The following is a 21,229-nucleotide window of genomic DNA, read 5'->3' as shown; positions in this document are numbered from 1 at the left end:
GCTGAAAGAAGCTTAATGATCAGACTAAGAGGACGCTTACCTTAAAGTCCGATTACTTACCCTAGAGTCCGATTATGTGTATCAGGAAAACCCTAAGAGTCTAGCTTGGGCGCCTTTTCTACCTGCTGACGATAGAGGCTCGGGGTGACCCCTTGATGCTGCTTAAAGAATCGGGTGAAATGGCTTTGAGCAGAAAAACCGAGCTCATCACCAATATGAATCAAGCTCTCCCCTTTATCGGCAAGGGCATCAAATGCAAACTCCATTCTGAGTACATTCGCAAATACAACGGGTGAAAGTCCAGTGCATCGCCTAAAGAGCTCAAAAAAGTGAGAGCGCGAAAGATCGACACTTTGAGCAACCATTGAAATATCACTAAACCCTTGAGGAGATGTGCGCATGATATGGATTGCTTTTCGTATTCTTGGATCCATAAATGCCAATGAATTGCCTGAATTACGCAAATCACCTTGGGTTAGAAGGTCGGCATCATCCATAAAACTCAGCACGAGCTCAAGCAAGATGGATTCAAGGTAGTCATGGGTAATCTGATCGGCCCACCAAAGTTCCATTGAGATCTTTTCCAATACCTGCTTTTGATGGTTACCTAACCCAGACAAGTTATTAATAAAGAAACGAGGATGGCTACTTGCTAAGAATTTTTTGCTAAACGATGCCAACCACTTTGGTTCCAGGTACAACGCAAGCAAAATGGGATTTTCACCATTCACTGGTAAATGAAGGTAGGAATGTTCTTCCCAGGCATTGATGAGAACTGCATTGTCATCTGTTAGGGGGCATAGCTGTCCCCTAACCTGAAAAGCAATATCTGGGCCCGCCACCTTGCATAAGATGTGGCAGTGATGATGCGCATGGGTGACTAAGGGCGCATCCATCTCAAGAAGCGCCACCCTACCAAAATCGCCGTGAAGAAGTCGTATTACTTTTGACATGCGTTAAATCATCTCATACACAGACCATAGTGATATGCATTTTTATATTGCACTGCAAAAGAAAAAGCCCTAACTTCTCAGGGCTTTTAATTGCTGGGGTCTATCTGAAATCTATTTTTTCTTGACAGGCGGCAAATCAGTGCAATGGCCGTGAGCTGCTTCAGCCGCAAGTCCTACTGATTCACCTAGCGTTGGATGTGGATGAATCGTTTTACCGATATCCACCGCATCAGCACCCATCTCAATTGCCAAACACACTTCGCCGATTAAATCGCCAGCGTGCGTGCCAACAATACCGCCACCAATAATGCGATGGGTAGTAGCATCAAAAATGAGTTTTGTGAAACCTTCATCACGTCCATTAGCGATCGCGCGTCCACTAGCTGCCCATGGGAATAAACCCTTCTCATAAGCAATACCTTGAGCTTTACATTGCTCCTCTGTCAAGCCAGCCCATGCCACTTCAGGATCAGTGTAGGCAACCGATGGAATCTGCTTGGCATCGAAGTAGGATTTTTCTCCAGCAGCAGCTTCCGCAGCAACGTGACCTTCATGTACTGCCTTGTGAGCCAACATCGGCTGGCCAACCAAGTCGCCAATTGCAAAAATATTAGAGACATTGGTCCGCATTTGTTTATCAACTGGAATAAAGCCGCGCTCATCCACCTGCACACCCGCTTTACCGGCATCAATCTTTTTGCCATTCGGAGTACGGCCTACTGCAACCAATACCAAGTCATATGTTTGTGGTTCAGCTGGCGCGTTCTCGCCCTCAAAAGAAACTTGAATTCCGTCAGGCTTTACTTCTGCCTTAGCAGCACGAGTCTTAAGCATGATCTTTTCAAAACGTCCGGCATTGAACTTCTCCCAGACCTTTTCTAAATCACGATCAGCACCCGCCATCAAGCCATCCATCATCTCGGCGATATCAATGCGTGAGCCTAATGTGCTGTAAACCGTAGCCATCTCTAGGCCAATAATGCCGCCACCAATAACAAGCATCCGCTTTGGAATGCTCTTGAGCAATAAAGCACCGGTACTATCTACAATGCGCGGGTCTTCTGGTAAGAATGGCAGCTTCACTGGCTGACTACCAGCGGCAATGATGGCCTTCTGAAAGCGCACCACTTCTTTTTTACCAGTGAGATCCTGACCAGTACCATCAGTTAATTCAACCTCGACATGGTTTGCATCCAAGAACTTACCTAGACCACGTACTACTTTTACCTTACGAGCCTTTGCCATACCAGCAAGACCACCGGTCAATTTAGCAATGACGGACTCTTTGTAACCGCGAAGCTGGTCAATCTCAATCTTCGGTGTGCCAAAAGTAATGCCGTGCTTAGCCATGGTTTTGACTTCATCCATAACTGAGGTAGTGTGTAGCAATGCTTTAGATGGAATGCACCCAACGTTTAAGCAAACCCCACCCAAAGTGGGGTAACGCTCCACTAAAACGGTATTCATGCCCAAGTCGGCGCTACGAAACGCTGCGCTATAACCACCAGGGCCAGCACCAAGTACCAACACTTCACATTCATGATCAACCTTACCGCTGTACTGCCCTGCTACTGGAGCAGGAGCAATGGCAGCAGGTGTGGCTGGTGCTGCAGGTTTTGCTGCTGGAGCTGGTTGAGGCGCAGGCGCTGCACCACTAGCCTCTATCTCCGCAATCACAGAACCTTTACTCACTTTATCTCCAAGCTTGACGGCAATACTCGTAACAGTACCTGCAGCATCGGCTGGAACTTCCATGGTTGCTTTATCGGATTCGAGAACTAGTAGCGCCTGCTCTTTTTCGATAACATCACCAACTTTAATTAGCACTTCAATGACGGGTACATCTGAGTAATCGCCAATATCCGGCACAAGGATCATTTGCTTAGCCATAGACCCCCCTTACAGACTGGCGCGACGGAAGTCGGCCAAGAGCTGTGCAATGTACACATTGAAGCGGGTAGCTAAAGCACCATCAATCACGCGGTGATCTGCAGAGAGAGACAGCGGGCAAATAAGTCGCGGCACAAACTGCTTACCATCCCACACTGGCTTCATGGCCGCTTTGCTCACGCCCATAATCGCTACTTCAGGAGCATTCACGATGGGGGAGAAATACGTTCCACCGATACCACCTAGTGATGAGATCGTAAAGCTAGCGCCTTGCATTTGATCTGGCTTTAACTTGCCATCACGAGCGAGTGCCGCCAAGTCAGAAGTTTCTTTAGCTAACTCAAAGATGCCTTTCTTATCGGCATCTTTAATGACCGGCACAACTAATCCAGTTGGAGTATCTGCGGCAAATCCAATATTGAAGTACTTCTTCAAAATCAGATCATCACCATCCAAAGAGCTGTTGAACTCTGGATATTTTTTCAATGCAGCGACTGCAGCCTTCATTAAGAAAGCCAGCATCGTGATCTTGACACCCTTCTTCTCATTCTCCTTATTGGTGAGAACGCGGAATACCTCTAAATCAGTGATGTCAGCATCTTCGTGATAAGTCACGGCTGGGATCATCACCCAGTTACGACCCAAATTGGCTGCAGTAAGTTTCTTAATACGATTGAGTGGTTGGCGCTCGATTTCACCAAACTTCGTGAAATCAACCTTAGGCCAAGGAATCAGATTCAAGCCACCTAAACTACCGCCGCTTGAAGCAGCCGCAGGACTACCTGCACCACCACTCATAGCCGCCTTCACAAATGCTTGGACGTCTTCCTGAGTAATGCGGCCTTTAGGGCCAGATCCTTTAACTTGCGTAATAGTGACACCAAGCTCACGCGCAAACTTACGCACAGATGGACTTGCATGACTTACTGCAGAGTCTACTGGCGGAGGAGTATTGCTGATAGGTGGCGGTGCGGGTGCGCGCGCAATCGGTGGCTCTACCGCTTTAATTGCTGGCGCGGCTGGTGCAGCTGCAGGAGTAGACACAGGAGTCGATACACCAGATGCTCCACCTTCCAAGATGACAACTACCGATCCTTCGGATAAGTTATCGCCTACCTTTACCTTAACTTCTTTGACGATGCCTGAGTGTGAAGAAGGAACATCCATGGTGGCTTTATCAGACTCCAGCACAACGATGGATTGCTCTTTCTCAATCTTGTCACCGGCTTTAACCAAGACTTCGATCACTGGTACATCTTTATAGTCGCCGATATCCGGAACTTTGATTTCGATGGGGGATCCGCCGCTGGCAGCTGCTACTGGTGCAGGAGCGCTTGCTACTGCTGTCGCTGATGCAGGAGTTGTTGCTGCCACGCCCTCTTCCAAGGTAATTACAAGAGATCCCTCAGACAGGTTGTCGCCTACCTTTACCTTAACTTCTTTGACGATGCCTGAGTGTGAAGAAGGAACATCCATGGTGGCTTTATCAGACTCCAGCACAACGATGGATTGCTCTTTCTCAATCTTGTCACCGGCTTTAACCAAGACTTCGATCACTGGTACATCTTTATAGTCGCCGATATCCGGAACTTTGATTTCAATTATTTGACTCATAGTATTTGTCTCTTATCAAACCGTCATTGGGTTTGGTTTAGTAGTGTCAATGTTGTACTTCTGAATCGCCTCAGCCAACTTAGAGCGATCAAGCTGACCAGAGTCAACCAACGACCTCAAGGCAGTGAGAACGACCCAGCGACGATCTACCTCAAAGAAGTCACGGAGTTTTTCACGAGTATCAGAACGTCCAAAGCCATCAGTACCCAATACTTCATAACGGCGACCCATGTGCTGAATTGCTGGACGAATCTGTTCAGCAAATAAACGAACATAGTCGGTAGCTGCAACGATTGGGCCTGTAGTATCTTTCAAGCATTTCTCTACATGAGATAAGGCGGGTGCAGCAGTTGGGTTCAGCAGATTGCTACGGTGAACTGCAGTCCAATCGCGACCTAGCTCAGTAAAGCTTGGGCAACCCCACAAGTCTGAAGCAACACCCCAGTCTTTATGCAGAATCTCTGCAGCTTCAATCACTTCACGGAAGATCGTTCCCGAACCTAAGAGTTGTACACGCAGTTTTGCCTTGTCATCACCAACAGACTTGAGCTTATACATACCCTTGATGATGTCTTTCTCCGCACCCTTAGGCATTGCTGGGTGTGAATAGTTTTCATTCATCAAAGTAACGTAGTAGTAAACGTCTTCCTGAACTTCCAACATACGACGCATACCATCCTGAATCACTACAGCTAATTCAAATGAGAAGGTTGGGTCATAGCTGATGCAGTTAGGAACCGCACCACTCCACAAATGACTATGGCCATCTTCGTGCTGTAAGCCTTCGCCGTTCAAGGTAGTTCTTCCAGCTGTACCACCTAGCAAGAAACCGCGGCTACGCATATCCCCTGCAGCCCAAGCTAAATCACCGATACGCTGGAAACCAAACATGGAATAAAAGATATAGAAAGGCAACATGGGTACGCCATGAGTGGAATAAGAAGTCGCAGCAGCGATCCAGTCGCACATACCGCCGGCTTCATTAATACCTTCTTGCAGAATTTGACCTGTCTTGTCCTCTTTGTAAAACATCAATTGATCGTGATCTTCTGGTGTGTAAAGTTGTCCTAATTGATTCCAGATTCCTAATTGACGGAACATGCCTTCCATACCAAAAGTACGGGACTCATCTGGAACAATCGGTACCACCCGCTTACCCAACACCTTATCGCGCACTACTGTATTGAGTATGCGTACAAATGCCATGGTTGTAGAAATCTCACGGCCTTCACTAGTGGCTTCAAGCAATGGAGCAAATACTTCTAAAGTAGGAACTGGCAAACTCTCTGCTTTGGTGCGACGTTGCGGCAAGTAACCACCCAACTCTTGACGACGCGCCTTCATGTACTCCAATTCTGGGCTACCTTCGGCAAACTTGACCAAAGGCATTTCGTCCAACTCTTCATCCTTAACGGGAATCTCAAATCGATCACGGAAGCGACGCACGTCGTCATCGTTCATCTTCTTCGCTTGGTGGGCAATGTTCATCGCCTCACCTGAGCCACCCATGCCATAACCTTTAATGGTGTGGGCTAGGATCACTGTAGGTTGATTCTTGTGATTGACCGCCGCATGAAATGCTGCATACACTTTATGTGGATCATGACCACCGCGATTCAGCTGCCAAATTTCATCATCACTCCAGTCACTTACTAAGGCCTTTAATTCTGGAGTATTGAAAACGATCTCGCGAACGTAGCTACCGTTCTTAGACTTCATAGTCTGATACTGGCCGTCAACGATCTCGCCTAAGCGCTGCATCAGGATGCCTTTTTTATCGCGCGCAAAGAGAGCGTCCCACTGACCGCCCCACACTACTTTGATCACATTCCAGCCGGCACCGCGGAACTCGCTCTCAAGCTCTTGAATGATGCTGCCGTTGCCGCGCACTGGTCCATCTAGACGCTGCAAATTACAGTTAATTACGAAAATCAGGTTATCGAGTTTTTCACGACCGGCCATACCAATCGCACCCAAGGATTCTGGTTCGTCGGTTTCGCCATCGCCCAGGAATGCCCAAACTTTACGGCCTTGCTCTTGAATGAAGCCGCGGTCTGTTAGGTACTTCATAAAGCGCGCTTGGTAAATCGCCATGATCGGGCCTAAACCCATCGATACGGTTGGGAACTGCCAGAAGTCTGGCATCAACCAAGGATGTGGATAGCTAGAGATACCTTTGCCGCCAACTTCCTGACGGAAGTTATTGAGCTGACCTTCTTCGAGACGGCCCAACATATAAGCACGTGCATAGACGCCGGGAGCAGAGTGTCCTTGCACAAATATTAAATCGCCACCATTCTCAGGCGACGGTGCGTGCCAGAAATGGTTGAAGCCAACGTCATACAAAGTAGCTGCTGACTGGAACGATGAAATGTGTCCACCAACGTTTGTATCTTTGTTCGCACGCAGCACCATCGCCATAGCATTCCACCGCGTATATGAACGAATGCGATGTTCTATATTTTGATCGCCAGGTAAACGTGCTTGATTTTCAACAGGAATAGTATTGATATAAGGAGTCTCAGCATGGAATGGCTGCACTACTCCGTTTACACGAGCGTGAGAAATTTGTTGATCAATGAGATAGGCAGCTCTCTCGGGACCTTCGTTACGAATCACGCCATCGAGCGCTTGTAACCATTCCTGAGTCTCACCAGGATCCGCATCCTGAGTGTTCTGTTTACCTAATACTTGGTCTGGAACTGCTGCCATTTTTTGTCTCCATTGAATAATGCTTAATTTGTAATCAACTCTATAGGCAACATTCTAGGAAGGTATATGGGTGTAAACAAGCAATTTTCCACATAATGATAGTATTTCTCATAATGTGGTATTTTATTGCGGTGCAAATAAGAAGCTATGAAACGGGAAGAAATGGCATTTTGGATGAGCAAATCAGGCAAAATGCTTAGTATTCATGAGAAAAACAGCATTTTCCAGCCTAGTCCTCAGCCCCTTTAGGTGGCTCCGCAAAATACGCGGGTTTAGGATTGTTTACACCCCGCTTTTAGCCATTGTTCTCTTTACAGTAGTCATGGGCATTATTTTGGGTACGCTGCATTTACAAGAAAAGAATCAGCAAGAGGCTGCCCTATTTAGAGAGCTGTCATTTGCCAAACAGCGTATTCAATCTCGTTTCGCTAGCAACCTTGATGCATTAACAACGATTAATCGAGAAATGGCTGCAAACGAGGATCAATTCAAGCTCAGACAAATTGCGCGCGAGCAAGCAGAAGATCTCGTTTTAAATAACCATGAGATCGTCAAAATCATTTGGTTAAATAATCAAAATCAGCGGCTATGGGCAGCTCCCGCTGAAAGTAACAAATCGGATTGGATTAGCAAAACTCAAAATGATCAGCTCATTAATTCCAGTCTTGCCTCAACTATTGAGCTTAGCCGAGTAACCAGTCGAGCAGCCTTTAGCCAGTTTGTTTCCTTAAATTTACCAGGTGACGCTCCGATCCCCACCGATAGAAAAATCGTTCTATGGCAAGTGGTACCCAATATTGTTGGTGGAGAAGTGGTTGGTTTCTTGGCAGCACTCTATACGACTCAAGGAATATTGGATGCCCTGCCTAGTGAACTGAAGTCCCATTACCGCTTTACCTTGCTCACCGACAATGAAAGAGTATTGGGCATTTCTTCCGATAGAGATACCCCTAAAAGAGCATTTAGCAATCAGACAAGTTTAGACATTGGGGTCTTAAGCCCCAACATTAATTTACGCATCGATACCTATCCTCCGCCAACCAACCTCACTTTCAGGATGTTAATTGGAGTCGTGATCGGATTAAGCGCATTCGTGGTTTGGAGCTTGTGGTCTGTACTAAAGCAAATGCAAGTACGCCAAGAGGCAGAAGCAAGCCTGCGCAAAGAAACCAGCTTTCGTAATGCCATGGAAGACTCCACTCCTGTGGGCATTCGTGCGCATGATATGCAAAAGCGCATTACTTATGTGAATCGAGCATTTTGCGAAATGACAGGCTGGACATCAGAAGAGTTAATAGGTCTCACTCCGCCCTTTCCATTCTGGCCAGATAGCAGAAGAGATGAACTGGTTGAGAAAATGAATCGGGCAATGAAGTCCGACATCAGCGTTGTCATGAGGGTCGGCATCGAAGGAGCGATCTTAAAGAAAGACGGCTCCTTGATACAGACCCGTACCTTTATTGCTCCACTAATAAATGAAAAAGGTAAGCAGACTGGTTGGGTTACTTCATTAATTGATATTTCCGAGCCTAAAAAGATTCGCGAAGAATTAGCTGCTTCTCAAGATCGCTTCACCACTGTTCTAGAAAGTCTAGACGCAGCTGTGTCGGTGGTCTCACTAGAAACTAACGCCCTGCTATTTGCTAATCGTTTTTACCGCGAGCGCTTTGGAGATAACTCTAAAGGTCACTTCCAATTAGCTGGCAGCGATACCAGCAACACGACGATGCGAGATATTGCAGAAGATCTTGAGGATTCTCCCCCTGAAATTCCAACATCATTCCTGTACCAAGAATCCGAGTCAGAAGAAGTTCAGCTAGGTGATGAGAATAATCAATGGTTTGAAGTTAGACGTCGTTACATCCCGTGGGTAGATGGACATCTTGCGCAGCTATTGATTGCCACTGACATTACTGCTCGTAAAGAAGCAGATGATTTAGCCCTGCAACAACAAGAGCGGATGCAGTTCACTAGTCGTCTCACCACAATGGGTGAAATGGCATCCTCTTTAGCTCATGAACTAAACCAACCTCTTTCAGCCATATCAAACTACTGCATGGGTGTTGCTAAGCGCTTGGATGGGCATCTTGACCCTGCGCTAACTAAAGATATTTTGCCGGCATTAGAAAAGGCTTCTGAACAAGCCCATCGTGCTGGCACCATCATTCAGCGCATACGAGGTTTTGTAAAACGCAGTGAGCCTCAACGTAAAGCGGCAAACATTACTGAAATTATTAATGACGCAGTTGGCTTGGTTGAAATTGAAGCCCACCGCCATCGCTTAGTCATTAGCTCGGAAATTGCTGAAAATCTGCCCGTAGTTAACCTGGATCCAGTCCTAATCCTCCAGGTAGTGGTCAATCTTCTGAAAAACGCCTTGGATAGCGTCCGTGAGGCTTACCCCCTTTCCTCCCGTTGGTCAGCGCCGCCAGTTCGGATTAGCGCAGATTTGGACACCAGCATCTTCCCAGCCATGCTCAGAATCCAGGTGACCGATGCAGGGGGCGGAATCTCGGAAAACGTCCTGGAACGCATATTTGAGCCGTTTTTCAGCACAAAGTCCGACGGAATGGGCATGGGACTCAATATTTGCCGCTCCATTATTGAATCTCACCATGGCAGGCTTTGGGCAACCAATGTCCAAGACTCAGAACAGACCAAGCTGGCTGGCTGCACCTTTACAATACTTCTACCACTGGAATCCCCTGAATCCAAGGCTACTGTTTAACTTCGAATTTATAGATTCACCTCACGAGAACTTATATGAACTTAAGCGCTACTGCAAAACCAAACCAAGCTGAAGTTGTCTATGTAGTTGATGATGACGAAGCGGTAAGAGATTCTCTTACTTGGCTCTTAGAAAGCAATGGTTATGTTGTGCGATGCCATGCTAGCGCAGAACGTTTCTTACAGTCCTTGCAAAGTACCGATAAGTCCACCATCTCTTGCGCCATTTTGGATGTGCGCATGCCTGGTATGTCAGACCTTGAATTGCAAGAGCGGTTAACCAACGAAAACCTACCAATGCCAGTTGCATTCATCACTGGTCATGGCGATGTATCGATGGCTGTCTCCACGATGAAACGTGGCGCAGTAGACTTTATTGAAAAGCCTTTTAAAGAAAATGATCTTTGTGGTTTAGTCGATCGCATGCTTGCTAAAGCGCGCATCGATTATTCACAAGCTAGTCAACGCAAAATTACCCAGAGCTTACTCAGCAAGTTAACTGGTCGTGAGCGTCAGGTTCTAGAGCGCATTGTTGCAGGCCGTTTGAATAAACAAATTGCTGATGACCTGGGTATATCCATTAAGACTGTTGAAGCACACCGCGCCAACATCATGGAAAAGCTCAACGTCAACACGGTTGCCGACCTACTCCGCCTAGCTTTGTCTGATCCCCAACCTAATTAATTCCCGGGGTTTTCTATGCCAGCTCAATTATTAGACGGAAACATACTCTCTAAAAAACTACGTACGGAAATTGCTGCACGTGGTGCAATTGTCACCGCTAAAGGCACTAGACCTGGTTTAGCAGTCATCGTGGTTGGCGACAACCCTGCCAGCGCGGTATATGTTCGCAACAAAGTAAAAGCCTGTGAAGACGTTGGCTTTCATTCTGTTTTAGAGCGCTATTCTGTAGAACTTGGCGAAGAAGAGTTACTCGCTCGTATTGCCACTCTCAATGCGGATCCTGCAATACACGGCATCTTGGTGCAACTCCCGCTACCAGAGCACATTGCCTCTGAGCGTGTTCTGGAAGCAATTGCCCCAGAAAAAGATGTGGATGGCTTTCATGTGGCTAATGCTGGCGCCTTGATGGTTGGTCAACCAGAATTCAAGCCTTGCACTCCTTATGGCTGCATGAAGATTCTCGAAAGTATTGATTACCCTATTCGCGGTGCTCGCGCCGTGATTGTTGGGGCCTCCAATATTGTGGGTAAGCCAATGGCAATGCTGCTATTGCAAGCCGGTGCAACGGTCACTATTTGCAATAGTAAGACTCGTGACTTGGCACATCACACCAAAGATGCTGACATTTTGGTGGTTGCTACCGGTAAACCCAAAATGATTACTGGCGATATGGTGAAGAATGGTGCCGTTGTCATTGATGTGGGCATTAATCGCCTCCCTGATGGCAAGCTCTGTGGCGACGTGGATTTTGATACAGCCAAATACATTGCCGGTTGGATTACCCCGGTTCCTGGTGGTGTTGGCCCGATGACCATCACTATGCTTCTCATGAATACCTTAGAAGCTGCCGAAAAGGCCGCCAAGCTCTGAGGAATTAGCTGGGACTTTTGGCAAAATTGCTCCCAGTCCATTAAGCTAGAGGGATGACTACATCCACATCTAGCTCCCTGAGCAACATCCTCCCCGCAGAATTGCAAAACAACCCGCTAACTACCTTTGGACGCGGCATTGCTGCTTACTCAGAAGTCAAGCCTGAGCATATTGCACCAGCGATTGAATATTTACTCAAGCAAGCGCAAGACGCTGTGGATGTAGCAGTCAATCCAGGTACTCCATCTACTTGGGATGCCTTGGCTGAGCCGCTAGAAGATGCTACTGAATTTTTTGGTAGATCTTGGGGCGTGATATCCCACCTCAATAGCGTTGCTGATACCCCAGAATTGCGCGCTGCCTATGGCGAGATGCTACCTAAGGTCACTGCTTTCTTCTCAAGCCTTAGTCAAAATTTAGAGCTCTACAAAAAGTTTAAAGAACTTAGCAAAGCGCCTGACTTTTCAAAATTAAGTGCAGCTCAAAAGAAAGTGATTGAAAACTCCTTACGAGATTTTCGTCTGGGTGGAGCAGAACTTAGTGATGCAGATAAGCCCCGCTTTTCACAAATTCAGGATGAGCAGGCAACCTTAGGTAAAGCATTTTCAGACCACGTCTTAGATGCTACTGATGGTTTTATTCATCTCGTAAGCGATAAAACTGAGCTAGTAGGCCTGCCTGAGGATGCTATTGCTGCGGCAGCAGATACTGCCCAGCAGAAGAACTTGCATGGCTGGGCATTCACGCTGCACTTCCCTTCCTACTACCCTGTCATGCAGTACTCTGAGAATCGGGCGCTGCGTCGCTTAATGTATGAAGCCTATGTCACCCGCGCTTCTGAACTGGCACCCCAATACGCCAAGGGCAAATTGGATTGGGACAATACTCAGAACATGCTCGATCAGTTAAGACTGCGCGATGAAGAAGCGCGCATGCTGGGCTTCAAAAACTATGCCGCCCTGAGCCTGGCTCCAAAAATGGCAAGTAGTGTTGATGAAGTCGACTCCTTCCTGACGAACTTTGCGCAGAAAGCAAAACCATTTGCATTAAAAGATTGGAGGGAGCTTTCTGAGTTTGCCAAGACCGAGCTATCCATTACTGATAGCTTAGAGCCGTGGGATGTTGCTTTTGCATCCGAAAGATTGAAACAGGAACGCTATTCCTTTTCAGAGAATGAGCTCAAGCAATACTTCCCTCTACCCAAGGTGTTGGATGGCCTCTTCCAAGTCATTCAGACTCTCTTTGGCGTCAAGATTGAAGCGGCGGATTTGCCGACTTGGCATGCCGATGTGCAATCGTTTTCCGTGAAAAATGCCAAGGGTGATATCGTGGCCTACTTCTACCTGGATCCCTATGCTCGTCCCGGCAAGCGTGGTGGAGCCTGGATGGATGATGCCCGTGGTCGTAGAGTTTTACCTAATGGTGAAATTCAAGTACCCGTCGCTTATTTAGTTTGCAACTTTGCGCCGCCAGTCAAGGTGGATGGTGTGTTGCGTCAACCTACCATTACTCATGATGATGTCATCACCCTCTTCCATGAGAGTGGCCATGGTTTACACCACCTTCTAACTCAAGTAAGCGCTTTAGGGGTATCAGGTATCAATGGTGTTGAATGGGATGCGGTAGAGCTACCGAGCCAGTTTATGGAAAACTTCTGCTGGGAGTGGGAAGTGCTAGAAAAGATGACTGCACATGCCGAAACTGGCAAGCCTCTTCCACGTGAATTGTTCGACAAGATCCTCGCTGCCAAGAATTTCCAGAATGGTTATATGACTCTGCGTCAGATTGTGATGTCTCTCACCGACTGGCGCTTACATGCAAGCTTTGATGCGAAGAATGCTCAAGGTCACGCAGTATTAGACCTATCCAGAGCGATCGCTGATCAATTCAACGTTATTCCACAACCAGCCATCTCTCGTTGGATCAATACCTTTAGCCATATCTTTGCTGGTGGTTATGCAGCCGGCTATTACAGCTATAAGTGGGCTGAAGTGTTATCTGCTGACGTCTACTCAGCCTTTGAGGAAGCAGCAAAACTCACTGGCAGCGTCTTAGATGAGAAAACAGGGGCTCGTTATCGTGAAGAGATTTTAGAGGTTGGTGGCAGTCGCCCTGCGGCTGAATCTTTTAAAGCCTTTAGAGGTAGAGAGCCAAGCATTGATGCCTTATTGCGTCATGGCGGGTTAGCATAAGAGTTAAACCTAAAGCTCCAAATAAAAAACCCATCGCTATAGATGGGTTTTTTATTAGAAAGCTCGTGATTTAACTTGGGAGCTGGGCTGCTAGCTGACAATTATTTGGTGCCGGCTTACCCGCTAGTCGATCTTTAATCCAGGCCTGATATAGGGGCGCAGAGGCTCCAGGAGTTGTGAAATGAGACTGATCTCCTGGCAACTGAATCCGATTCACATTGCCTCCTAATTTACACATCTGCTCCTGATAGAGCTTACCCATGATTGGGGGATTCGTGGTGTCCTTATTTCCCCAATAGATCACTACCGGTGCAATAGGTTTTTCAGGATTCACGCTGCCCTTGACCATAGCTTTTGTCCACTCAAGAGAATTGGTGAATTGATCTTTTAATAATGTTTTGTACTGGCTGCTGTAATTGAAATTCAGCGTATCTGCCACCGCATGCATACACTTGTCTCGGATAACCTCATCGAGCACTTTAGCGCCTTCACTCGTAAAAATATCGGTGAGTTTTAAATTTGGATTACCAGCCCTCACACCCCACATACTCATTGCCATATGTGAAAAATCAAAAACATTGCCAGTGAACATCTTAACGACTCCACTTAATGATTTTTGTGCGTTCACCTCATCTACTGTTGAATTGGGCATCATGATGGCAATATCATCTGGCGCCAAGGCAACCACGCCAACGAGCTCAATGCCATCGGCAATTGTTCCCTTTTTAGAGATGTATTCTGGCATGCTTGCTGCAGCAACTACAGCGCCACCACCCTGCGACCAACCATAGATAATCGTCTTCTTACCAGCGCCAGCCTCCTTTAAGGCGCTAGCAGCTCTAGCCGAATCAATCATATCCATGGCATTGGTTGCTGCTAAAGCATATTGATGCTCGCCCCCACCACCTAGGCCTTGGTAATCCGTTGCAACTACTACATATCCGTCTTTGATAAATTCTTCAACACTAGGAATGCCGTAATCCGTCCAAGAATTTCCGCCAACTAAAAAGTATTCATTGAGGGGTGCTGTTGGATTGAGAACTTGTGAAGGGCCGCAATTTTGTGCAGCGCCAGTTGTCCCATGCCCCCAAGCCATGATGGGCCTACCCTCTTTAGGTGGAGCGCCAATCGGGGCTACTACCAAGCCAGTGGCAAGATGCTTGCGCCCACCAACATCAGATGTGATGTATGCAATCTTCCAGGCTTGAGCGCCCTGAACAGACGTCTTGATTTTTTCCTTTTTCAGAATTTGTCCGAGCTTACCATCGGGACTCATTTTGATAACCTCCTCATAAAAAGGAGGAACAGGCGGATCAGCATATACAGTAGTAGCAAGAATACCTAGAGCAGTGCCGAGCGCTAAAACTAAAGTAGAAACAGGAGTCATTTTTTTCATAGCTTAAATGGGTAAGTTGGGATCCAAAAATATCATTAAACACTAAGATCCAGTGGGCAGCAATACATCCTATTTGCTTCGTTTATTGCTGATTGTTGGCGGCTTTCTTGTTCGCGCGGCGCTCAAAGAAGGTTTCGATTTCTACATAAAAGACTGGGACTAATGCCACTGCAAGGCAGGTAGAAGCGATCATGCCGCTAAATACGGTAATGCCTAAGGAGATACGCGCTGCTGCACCCGCACCGGTAGATAGAAGCAAAGGCATGACCCCCAAAATAAAGGCAATCGAGGTCATGACAATTGGTCTAAAGCGCTCTCTTGAGGCCTCAAGGGCAGCGTCAACAAAACTCATGCCTTTATGCCTGCACTCAATGGCAACCTCAACAATCAAAATCGAGTTTTTGCATGAGAGCGCAATCATCAACACTAGACCAATCTGTACGTAAATATTATTTGGCAGACCCGTAAGCAATAAGGCCAATACTGTTCCAGATAAAGAAAGTGGCACTGCAGTTAGGACGGCCAACGGAGCTATCCAAGTTTCATATTGAGCAGCGAGCACTAAGTACACCAACAAAATTGAAAGTGCAAAGATCAAGATCACGGTATTTCCAACAAGGTCCTCTTGGTAAGACATGCCAGCCCACTGGTAAGCGACGCCATCTGGCAATGTCTTAGCGGCTACCTGCGCCAGCACCTTCATTGCCTGTCCAGAGCTGTAGCCATCACTGGCAGCACCTAGAACGGCAGCAGAAGGATAAAGCTGGAACTGTGAAGCAAACGCTGGTCCAGTAGTGTCTTTGACATCGATGAAGGATCCTAGGGGGACCATATTGCCGCTCTTATTTTTTACATACAGGCGATTGATCTGCTCTACAGCGTTGCGGTACTTACCATCAGCCTGAACATAGACTTGGTAGGTTTGGCCGTATTTGAAGAATTGATTGACGTAAGAGGATCCAAGATAGGATTGCAATACATCGTAGGCATCCCCAATATCCACACCAAAAGTTTCAGCCCTGCCTACATTAAAGCTGAGTTGGAGTTGCGGAACATTATTTTGAAATGGCGTAAAGATCATCATGATCTCTGGATGTTTTTGCGCCTCAGCAATAAAGGTCTTGGCTGCAGCATCTAACTTGGCAAAATTATTACTACCATCCGTCAGCATCAATCTCATTTCAAAACCACCCGATAGACCCAAACCCGGAATGGCTGGCGGCAAGAGCACAAAAGACTTAAGTTCCTGAACTTGCTTAAGGCCTTGATTCATATTGTTATAGATATCACGCAGGCCCTCACCTTTGCCCCGCTCTTCCCACTTCTTCATGATGACGTATAAGCCACCCGCATTGGATTGGGAGCTACTATTGTTCAGCAAGTTAATGCCGCCGATCACCACAACCGTGTCAACACCAGGAACCTTCTTAATAACGTCAACTGCTTTTTTCATCCCACTCTCGGTCCGCTGCAAAGAGGCTGCATCAGGCAAAGTAGTTGAAACCACCAAATAGCCTTGGTCTTCGTTTGGAATAAAGCCAGAAGGTACAAACATCAAGCCGATGAGAGAGGCGGCAATAATCGCAATCCCCACCATCGATGCTTTGGCTCGATTCTTCATCAAGCCTTCAATCTTGTGGCCATACCAACTCGCCAAGCGATTGAAATACAAATCAAATTTTTGATAGAGCTTATTTTTAACCTTGTTAGGGTCAATCGGCTTGAGATACTGCGCTGACTGGGTTGGCTTCAGAGTAATCGCATTGATACCGCTAATCAAAGCAGTTGCTGCAATCACTAAAGCAAACTGCCGATACATTTGTCCAGTAATACCAGCAATAAACGAAGCGGGGATAAACACGGCCATCAAGACTAAGGTAATACCAATAATAGGACCCATCAAAGCAGTCATGGCATCAATTGCACCTTGCTTAGGATCTTCACCCTCTTCCACCTTCTTGGAAACCGCTTCAACCACCACAATCGCATCGTCCACCACAATACCGATACATAGAACGATTGCGAACAAGGTGAGTAAGTTGATAGAGAAGCCCAAGGCGGCCATACAAGCAAATGCGCCAATAATCGTGACAGGTACTGTTGTAGCAGGGACCAGCGTGGCACGCCAGTTCTGCAAGAAAATCATAATCACGAGCAGTACTAAGATGCCTGCCTCATAGAGTGTTTTATAAACCTCATGAATGGAGGCCTTCACAAACATCGTGGTATCAAATGGAATAGCCCAAGTAACTTCTTTTGGAAGAGTCTTGGCAATACTCCTCATCTCATCCTGAACTGCTTGTGCGGTAGCAATCGCATTGGCACCCGGCATTTGATAAATGGCTATGCCACCTGCAGGCTTGTCATCAATCTTGAAGAATTGACTGTAGTTCTGACTGCCCATTTCTATTCTGGCGATATCACGCAAGTACGTGATTTCAGCCTTGTTACCAGCCTTTACAACAATTCTGCCGAACTGCTCAGGCGTTGTCATAGCGCTGGTGACATTGAGCGTCAGCTGAAAATCTTGACCCATCGGTGTGGGCGGAGCACCAATTTGACCTGCAGTTAGCAAGACGTTTTGCTTATTAATAACGGCAATGACATCATTTGGCGTCAAATTGCGCATCTTGAGTTGGGCTGGGTCAAGCCAAACTCGCATACTGTAATTGCCCACACCAAAGACGTTGGCAGCAGCTACGCCTGGCAATCGCGCTAAGCGCTGTTGCAACTTTAAGTTAGCCAGGTTACTTAAAAATAAGCCGTCATGATCTGGGTTGGATGAAGTGAGGGTAACGAACTGCAGAATGGCAGTTGACTGCGTTTTGGTTGTGACGCCCTGCTTTTGAACTGCCTGTGGCAAGGAAGGCAGCGCAATAGCCACTCGGTTTTGCACATTGACTTGAGCTAAATCAGGGTTCGTACCCACCTTAAAAGTAACGGTGAGGGTATAGTTTCCGTCATTGGTGGACGCAGACTCCATGTAGAGCATGCCATCAACACCATTCACCTGAGTTTCAATATTACTCGCTACTAATTGCTGTACAAGCGTGGCACTTGCACCTGGATATCGTGCTGTCACCTGAATCGTGGGTGGAACGATATTTGGGTACTGAGCGATCGGTAAGCTATTAATGGACACTGCCCCAATCAATAGCATGACCAAAGCAATCACATTAGCCAGTACCGGCCGTTCGATAAAAAATTTAGAGAGCATGATTATCGAGCTGGCATTGCCTCAAGCGTGACCTGTGTTGGGTTAGCAATTTGATTAATGCTCAGATTAATAAAACCATTAATGACCACCTTACTATCGGGAGTCAAGCCTTTGCTGATCTCGACATACTTCTCAAAGCGCTGACCCAAGCTAATGTCTTGACGTTGTGCACGCATGGCATTATCCAAAACAAAAACATACTCACCCACTTGATCCATCATTACAGCAGTCTTGGGTAGGAGCAAAGCCTGTCTTGGTGCGCCATACTGGGCCATAACTCGAGCATATAAACCAGGGATTAACTCATACTTCTCATTTTTGAAGATTGCCCGCAATTGCAAGGACCCAGTCTCTGTGGAAATCAAATTAGCGGCGTAATCCAAAACACCTTCAAAAGGATATCCAACTTCACCTTGAAGACCGGCATAGATAGGCAAGGTATTTACTTCAGACTTGCGTTCTGCGTTTGCATCTTGACCCTTTTGAAACTTTAAGTAATCCCTCTCATTAATAGAGAAGTACACATAAATGGGTGAGATCTGCTGAATAGTAGAGAGTTGCACGCCCTTTGTTGTGGAATCTAAATAGGTGCCGACATCCAATAAGTGTCTTCCCATGAGTCCATCAAAAGGTGCCCTGATTTCGGTATAGCCCAAATTAATCTTTGCGAGCGTTAAATTAGCCTCCGATTGCTGGTATTGCGATAAAGCCTTATCAACGGCTGCTTGCGAGGTTGCATTTTCTTTGAGCAAAGATTTTTGACGTCCATACTCAAGCTTAGCTTCGGTATAAATTGCTTGCTTTAATTTCACCTCTTGTATGTATTGGTCCTGCTCAATGACAAACAGAAGATCGCCCTTCTTCACCATTGCTCCGTCAGCAAAACCAATCTTAGTAAGGTAGCCCTTAACGCGTGCATCTAAGTTCACTGTGAGGTATGGATCAACCAGACCGTCAAAGGTTGCAAAACTGCGGATCTCTTGAGACAGTGGTTGAGCGGTTGTCACTGGAATTGGGGTCTGCTTAATTTCTTTGCCACAAGACTTCAAACAGATTAACGCAATCAAAGCAATGAGAACCAATAAACAAATCCCGATTGTTCGTGGTGAAAGTTTCTTCTTGAGAATAGGAATCTCAACCGTGCTTAGCTTTACTAGGAATGCATTCCATTTTCCTAAGAGCGAGCCCCATAAAGTCACAAGCTTGCCCCACAAGGGCATCAGCAAAAGTTTGGCTTTTATTAATAGATCTTTCATGGCGCAGCACTTCCCTGAGTCGGCGGAGTCGTTGTATTGGGTATATCTAATTTAGTTGGCGGCATAGCTTGAGTGGGCTTTGATGGGTCTGGAGCGTCTACCAAAAATTTTCCGACCTTAACCGTTAAGGGATCGCCCGCCTTAGTGAGAACAGAACCCCAATCTGTGCGATCAGTCATATCGGCAATCATCTGGTCTGGCAACTTAGGAGGACTCATGTCCGCAGTCCAACCGCCACCAAGCGCTTTAAATGCACCCACATATCCGATGAGTTCGTTTGATGAAGTTTGGACTAGGGAGTTTTGGATATTTAATAGATTCTGCTGTGCAGTGATGACCGTGGTGTAATCATTCTGCCCCGCCTTATAACGCTCAAGCGCTAAATCTGCAGCACTTTGCGCTGCAATGACACCGCGAGTTAAATCTTCTTTTGAACTTTTAGTGGTCGAGATAGTAATGAGCGAATCTTCAACTTCCTTCTGGGCATTCAAGACTTGATTTTGATAAGCCAACAGACTCTGCTGGAAAATAGCATCCTGCACGCGGACTTGATCCACAATTGCGCCTCTATAAAACAGCGGCAAGGAAATTCCAGCATTTACACCAGAAGAGTTATTGCCCCAACTAAATAAATTAGCGGAGGATAAGGTTCCGTAATTTGAGGTGGCATAACCAAAGAGGCCGCCCAAGGTAAATGTCGGGAATAATTGCGCCTTGCTTACACCAATCAAGGCGGACTTAGAGGCGGCATCAAATTCGGCCTGCAGAACATCTGGGCGGCGACGTAATAAATCCCTTGGCATACCAACGCCAAGCTCAGATGGAGGCTTCAGACTTCCCTTAGTGTTGCCGTAAGTCTTTTCATAGTACTCAGGAGGCTCGCCCAGCAAAATACTCATGGCATGCTGGTTTTTCTTTAAATTCGCGATCAATGCCGGAATCTGGGCCTTCGTCTGCTCATACTGAGCTTGCGCCTGACTCAGATCTAACATCGATGTGGCACCGTATTTAAAGCGTGCACCTGCGATACGTAAACTTTCTTTTTGCAAAGCTAGATTGGTTTTAGCAACCATGATCAGCTCTTCATAGTTGCGGATATTGATGTAAGTATTCGCAACATCCGCAGTTAAAGACACGTCTGCTGAGTAGAAGGCCACAACCCCAGATAAATAGGAGCTTAATGAGCTCTGAATTCCACGGCGATTTTTTCCCCAAAAATCTAGCTCCCAACTCACCTGCACCAAAGCATTTTTAGAGACCAAATTATTGGGATCATTAATCGCTTCTTGAATTGCGCTATTGCGGGTATTGGAATACGAAGCACTTAAATTGGCGGATGGCAATAATGCGGCATCACTCACACCCAGTTGCGCCTGCAGTTGATATATTCTCAGCGCAGTTTGTTGCAAAGTGAGGTTTTGTGCAGTAGCTTGCTTTAGCAAGGCATTGAGCGTCGGATCATTAAAGCTTTTCCACCAATCTACTGGATCCAGAATCTTGTTTGAGTTTTCACCCAAAGATTCGGTAAATTCAGTTTGTGCTGTTGATTTATATTGATCTACTGCCTTAACAGGGGGTCTTGCAAAATCTGGGCCAACCATCATGCAACCGGCAAGCATCAAGGTGCCGGAAATTATGAGCGCATGGGTAATCGTGTTTCTAGGTAATGGCATTAAAGGGGTCAGTTTTTAAAGCTAAGGGGCCCACCAAATGGTGCT

General features: G+C 46.6%; 12 protein-coding genes. 4 read left to right on the top strand and 8 right to left on the bottom strand.

The window, feature by feature from the left end; translation table 11 throughout:
- Positions 1-92: 92 nt before the first annotated feature.
- The 4 genes from ICN44_RS05150 to aceE all read right to left on the bottom strand — a co-directional run bounded on the left by ICN44_RS05150 (position 93) and on the right by aceE (position 7,169).
- Positions 93-953 carry a helix-turn-helix transcriptional regulator gene (locus ICN44_RS05150; RefSeq protein WP_216156913.1) on the bottom strand — a complete coding sequence of 287 codons (861 nt, stop codon included), beginning with the start codon at positions 951-953 and terminating at the stop codon, positions 93-95.
- 111 nt (positions 954-1,064) lie between these two features.
- Entirely contained in the window at positions 1,065-2,843 is a 1,779-nt protein-coding gene (gene lpdA / locus ICN44_RS05145; protein ID WP_216263001.1) for a dihydrolipoyl dehydrogenase, read from the bottom strand.
- 9 nt (positions 2,844-2,852) lie between these two features.
- Entirely contained in the window at positions 2,853-4,457 is a 1,605-nt protein-coding gene (gene aceF, locus ICN44_RS05140) for a dihydrolipoyllysine-residue acetyltransferase (protein ID WP_216263000.1), read from the bottom strand.
- A gap of 15 nt (positions 4,458-4,472) precedes the next feature.
- Positions 4,473-7,169, bottom strand: coding sequence for a pyruvate dehydrogenase (acetyl-transferring), homodimeric type (gene aceE, locus ICN44_RS05135; protein WP_216262999.1), 2,697 nt, complete (start codon positions 7,167-7,169; stop codon positions 4,473-4,475).
- A gap of 205 nt (positions 7,170-7,374) precedes the next feature.
- Here aceE and ICN44_RS05130 point away from each other — a divergent pair, with 205 nt between their 5' ends.
- From ICN44_RS05130 to ICN44_RS05115, 4 genes are read left to right on the top strand one after another with little or no spacing between them, the layout of a single operon-like run.
- Positions 7,375-9,897: a PAS domain-containing sensor histidine kinase gene (locus ICN44_RS05130; RefSeq protein ID WP_216262998.1), complete on the top strand. Its 2,523-nt coding sequence runs from the start codon at positions 7,375-7,377 to the stop codon at positions 9,895-9,897.
- Between the two features lie 35 nt (positions 9,898-9,932).
- Positions 9,933-10,580: a response regulator transcription factor gene (locus ICN44_RS05125; RefSeq protein ID WP_216262997.1), complete on the top strand. Its 648-nt coding sequence runs from the start codon at positions 9,933-9,935 to the stop codon at positions 10,578-10,580.
- 15 nt (positions 10,581-10,595) lie between these two features.
- Positions 10,596-11,450: a bifunctional methylenetetrahydrofolate dehydrogenase/methenyltetrahydrofolate cyclohydrolase FolD gene (gene folD, locus ICN44_RS05120; RefSeq protein ID WP_216262996.1), complete on the top strand. Its 855-nt coding sequence runs from the start codon at positions 10,596-10,598 to the stop codon at positions 11,448-11,450.
- A 53-nt stretch (positions 11,451-11,503) separates the two neighbouring features.
- Positions 11,504-13,642 (top strand): M3 family metallopeptidase, encoded by a 2,139-nt coding sequence (locus tag ICN44_RS05115; protein WP_216262995.1) that lies wholly within the window; start codon positions 11,504-11,506, stop codon positions 13,640-13,642.
- Between the two features lie 70 nt (positions 13,643-13,712).
- Here the strand turns inward: ICN44_RS05115 and ICN44_RS05110 are convergent, their stop codons facing one another.
- The 4 genes from ICN44_RS05110 to ICN44_RS05095 all read right to left on the bottom strand — a co-directional run bounded on the left by ICN44_RS05110 (position 13,713) and on the right by ICN44_RS05095 (position 21,184).
- On the bottom strand, positions 13,713-15,038 hold the full coding sequence (locus tag ICN44_RS05110; protein ID WP_216262994.1) for a lipase family protein: 1,326 nt from the start codon (positions 15,036-15,038) through the stop codon (positions 13,713-13,715).
- Between the two features lie 82 nt (positions 15,039-15,120).
- Positions 15,121-18,255 carry an efflux RND transporter permease subunit gene (locus ICN44_RS05105; RefSeq protein ID WP_216262993.1) on the bottom strand — a complete coding sequence of 1,045 codons (3,135 nt, stop codon included), beginning with the start codon at positions 18,253-18,255 and terminating at the stop codon, positions 15,121-15,123.
- A gap of 2 nt (positions 18,256-18,257) precedes the next feature.
- Positions 18,258-19,511 (bottom strand): efflux RND transporter periplasmic adaptor subunit, encoded by a 1,254-nt coding sequence (locus tag ICN44_RS05100; RefSeq protein WP_216262992.1) that lies wholly within the window; start codon positions 19,509-19,511, stop codon positions 18,258-18,260.
- Positions 19,508-21,184 carry an efflux transporter outer membrane subunit gene (locus tag ICN44_RS05095; protein WP_216262991.1) on the bottom strand — a complete coding sequence of 559 codons (1,677 nt, stop codon included), beginning with the start codon at positions 21,182-21,184 and terminating at the stop codon, positions 19,508-19,510. The genes ICN44_RS05100 and ICN44_RS05095 overlap by 4 nt, the downstream gene beginning before the upstream one ends.
- Positions 21,185-21,229: the final 45 nt, after the last annotated feature.

The organism is Polynucleobacter sp. JS-Fieb-80-E5 (genome assembly GCF_018882015.1).
In the GTDB taxonomy this organism is placed as follows: domain Bacteria; phylum Pseudomonadota; class Gammaproteobacteria; order Burkholderiales; family Burkholderiaceae; genus Polynucleobacter.
Note: the sequence above shows the minus strand (reverse complement) of the source record. Positions and strands in the feature narration are given on the sequence as shown.